This window comes from Streptomyces sp. NPDC060209 (assembly GCF_042728155.1).
Taxonomy (GTDB): Bacteria; Actinomycetota; Actinomycetes; order Streptomycetales; family Streptomycetaceae; genus Streptomyces.
Window position 1 is genome coordinate 1 of record NZ_JBHWZS010000491.1, and the last position, 3,720, is coordinate 3,720.

Annotated in this window: 2 protein-coding genes; one reads left to right on the top strand and one right to left on the bottom strand. The window is 71.7% G+C overall.

Annotated features, from left to right (window positions below; all coding sequences use genetic code 11):
• Window positions 1-30 precede the first annotated feature (30 nt).
• Window positions 31-2,727 carry a D-alanyl-D-alanine carboxypeptidase gene (locus ACFWFI_RS41620; RefSeq protein ID WP_387400991.1) on the bottom strand — a complete coding sequence of 899 codons (2,697 nt, stop codon included), beginning with the start codon at window positions 2,725-2,727 and terminating at the stop codon, window positions 31-33.
• A 164-nt stretch (window positions 2,728-2,891) separates the two neighbouring features.
• On the opposite strand from ACFWFI_RS41620, the gene ACFWFI_RS41625 reads away from it, so the two are divergent.
• Window positions 2,892-3,611, top strand: coding sequence for a GOLPH3/VPS74 family protein (locus tag ACFWFI_RS41625; protein ID WP_387400993.1), 720 nt, complete (start codon window positions 2,892-2,894; stop codon window positions 3,609-3,611).
• The last annotated feature ends 109 nt before the right edge of the window (window positions 3,612-3,720 follow it).

The following is a 3,720-nucleotide window of genomic DNA, read 5'->3' on the forward strand; positions in this document are numbered from 1 at the left end:
CCCGCGAGGGCGGGGACAGGGGCCGGTCGGTCAGGTGATGCGGGTGAGCTTGTCGCCGAAGCCCGGTTCCGTCATCTCGCTCTGCAGGGCGACGGGGGCCGAGACCTGGCCCGTGCCGGTGCCTACCGTCACCTCGCCGACGACGGTGCCCGCCTTCGCCGCGTGGGCAGGCGTCTTGTCGCCGTCGGTCAGCTTGAGGTCGACCTCGAGCCCGCCCCAGCCGACGGCCTTCAGGTCCTTGGTCGCGACCACGGGGGTCTGCCCGCCCAGGCCGTTGTCGACATAGCCGACGACCTGGCCCTTCTTGACGACGGTGGCGGATTCGACACCCTTCTGCGCAGCCTGGATCAGCTTGAGGCTGTTCTGCCTCGCGCGCTCCAGCTTCGCGTCCAGCGTGCCGTCGAGCGTCGCTCCCATCACCGCACCGATGATGCGGCGGGACTTGCCGTCGACGACCGTGTCGGCCGTCCAGAGCAGGTTGCCGCCGGCCGGAGTGGACGAGCCGGTCTTGATTCCGCTGACGCCGGGCTCCAGCAGGATGTAGTTGTTGTTGTAGATCCTGCCGACGTTCGGGATGTCGGCCTGGGGCTGGTTCACGATCTCCCGGAAGACATCGCTCTGCATGACCGCCTTGCCCAGCTTGATCTGGTCGGCGGGCGTCGAGACGGTGGAGGACTTGAGGCCACTCGGGTCCGTGTAGGTCGAGTTGGTCATACCGAGGTCCTCGGCCGCCTGGTTCATCTTCTCGACGAAAGCCTTCTCGGTACCCGCGTCCCAGCGGGCCAGCAGTCGGGCGACGTTGTTCCCCGAAGGAATCATCAGCATCTCGAGCATCTGGTGTTCGGAGTACTTCTGGCCCTCCTCGATCGCCACCCGCGACTCGTCCTCGAGGCTCGCCTCCTCACCGGCGCGCTTGTCCACCGCGATCTGCTCACCGATCTGCTTGCCGGTGATCGGGTGGTCCTTGAGGATCACGTAGGCGGTCATCACCTTCGCCATGCTCGCGATCGGCGCGGACTTCTCCTTGCCGTACGAGCCGATGGCGCCGACGCCCTCGACCTCCACGGCGCCCTGGCCCTCCGCGGGCCACGGCATGTCCAGCTTCTCGCCGCCGAAGGTGTACGTCGGGGAGGCGGTCAGCGTCAGCGCCGGGTCGGGAAGCGGGCGCACCGCCTGCGCGATCGCAAAGATGACCAGGGCGAGCAGGACGAGCGGCGTCCAGATCTTGACCCTGCGGACCGCCGTGCGCACCGGCGTCTCCGGCGGGGGCGGGGTGTTCGTGAGCTCGGCGAGCAGGTCGAGCGGCGGCCTCGGCGGCATGGGCTGCTGCCTCGTCCGCTCGGCCTCGGTGAGACCGGCCCCGGGGGCCCCGGGAGTGCCGGGCCCCGCCGCGACGTCGGGGGTGACCGTGGGACCGACCACGGCCGCGGGGCGCACGTCGTCCGAGCGCAGCGGCACGAACTTGCTGGTCCGCTCGGCAGGGGCCTCGGGGGCCCCGGAGGACTTGGCGGCCCAGGAGGCGGGCTTCCGCGCGGCCTCGTCCTGCTTCGGCGGGAGCTTCAGCGCGGTCGTCGGCCGGTCGAACTGGTCGGCCCGCGGCGCCTTGAAGACGGCGGTCGGATGATCGATTCCTCGCCCGTCGCGCGCGGGCTCCGGCTCCTCGGCCGGGGAGGCTTCCGCCCGGGTCCTCGGGACGCGGGGAGCGTCGCCGGAGGCGGTGACGGCCGGTACGTCGTCGGTGTCGGCGGAGGCGTCTGTGTCGACATCAGCGCCGGCATCGGCATCGGCGGAGGCGGAGGCCTCGGTGTCCCGGGTGGCCGGAGCCACGGCATCGGTGTCGGCCGACGGCTCCTCGTCATCGGTCGGCGCCTTGCCGGCATCCGCCGTCGCCGCGCCGTCGGCGCTCACCGCCCTCTCGTCGGTGGCGTCCGCTCCGTCGCCGCCGGCCGCCTTGCCGTCACCTTCGGACGGCTTGTCCCCGGCCTCGGCCGCGCCGCCCTGAACTGCGGATTCGTCGTCGGGCCCCGTCGCCACCCACGCCGCGACGGCGGCACGCAGCCGGGCGTCGGTCGGCGTCGATCCGGCATCCGGCCCGGACTCGGACCCGGAAGCGCCCTCGGGCCGCTCGCCGGGCTCGGCATCCGTTTCCGCGCCGGCACCGGGCTCGGCGTCGGGTGTGGCCGCGGCTGCCGGAGCGGCCTCGGAGGCCTCCTCCTGCTCGGAGCCCGCAGCGGGCTCGGCGCCGGCAGCCGGATCCGAGTCGGCACCGGCCTCGGCAGCACCGGCCTCGGGCTGCTCATCGGTCTCGGGACGGCCGGAATCGGCTTCGGCCCCGGAGCCGCCTTCGGCCTCTGGCCCGGCCGCGTCCGCAGGCGCCCCAGGCGCCGCCTTGGCCGCCCCTGCCGCATCGTCCGCCTCGGCGCCCCCCTCGGCCCCCTCACGGGGCGTGGAGGCCCCTCCAGGGCCCTCTGCGCCCTCCGAGGGCGCGGAGGCGCCCTGGGAGGCGTCGGCCTCCGCGGACCGCGGCAGGCGGAAGACCGCTGTCTCGCTGTCCGTCGCGGTGCCTGTCGTCCCGTCCGTCGTGTTCCCGTCCGCCGCAGCGCCCGGTTCACGGAACACGGCGAGACGCGGATCGCGTTCCTCAGCCGTCCCCGACGACTTCCGCTGCTCCGACTTGCCGGGGGACTCGCCCGCCACCGATACCTCCTTGAAGAGCCGCGGGGTCATGCCCGCACTGTCCGAACCATCTACCAGTGTCCTGTGTGAACCCTTGGCTGAGCCGCTAGACGAGAACGACATACCTAACGGTTCCCTCACAAAGCACCCAGGCACCCTCGACAGACCAATGTGAGAGGGGTCACCCTGTCATTCATCCACGCGGGGAGGCATGGATGGGCAGGAGCCGCAGAACAATTCCGGAAGAGCTTCTGTTGCTCGCTCTGGACCCGACCACGGGTACCACAGCGCAGCCGCAGTCGCTCGACCTCGGCCTGGCCGGGGCACAGCTAGTGGAGCTGGCTCTGGCAGGACGGATAGCCCCTGACGGGGATCGTATCGCCGTGGTGATGCCACGGCCGACAGGAGATCCGACTCTGGACTCCGCACTGGAACTGCTGCGCCGTCGTGGCAGTCCGGTTCGGGCGGTCCACTGGATCGGCGGACCCCGGCTGGGACTTCGCCAGATCTACCTCGCTCATCTGGAGCGGTGCGGCATGGTTCATGCCGTGGCGGGCCAGATGTGCGGAGTGCTGCCGACGACTCGCTACCAGGCGACGGACACGGCAATCAGCCGGGACATCAAAGCCCGGCTGGACAGCGCGATCCGCACCGGCGTTCCGCCGGACCCGCGGACCGCGGCGCTCGCCGCACTGGCCCACGCGGTCGGACTCGGCAAGCACCTGTACCCCGGGAACGAGGGGCGCTCATCGCGCTCCCGGCTCCGGGACCTGATCAGACACGACCCGATGGGCGGCCTCGTGGCGCATGCCGTGATGGACGTCCAGAACGGTGTGGCCGTCCAGCCGCGCCGTAATCAGCAGACGGCAGGCGTGCCGTTGCAGCCGCAAGCGCAAGCGCGTCACGGCAGCATGGCGCACACCTCCGTCCACTGACAGCACGACCGCGCGGACACTTGCGCGGAGTACCGAATACCGCCGCACCGACGTCCCCATGACCCGGTTCGGGAGCCGCACCAGGCGCGGGGCAGCCGGATCCACCGGC

Excerpts from the sequence above, each read along its gene's own strand:
- ACFWFI_RS41620 (WP_387400991.1), bottom strand. The coding sequence starts at position 2,727 with ATGACCCCGCGGCTCTTCAAGGAGGTATCGGTGGCGGGCGAGTCCCCC.
- ACFWFI_RS41625 (WP_387400993.1), top strand. The coding sequence starts at position 2,892 with ATGGGCAGGAGCCGCAGAACAATTCCGGAAGAGCTTCTGTTGCTCGCT.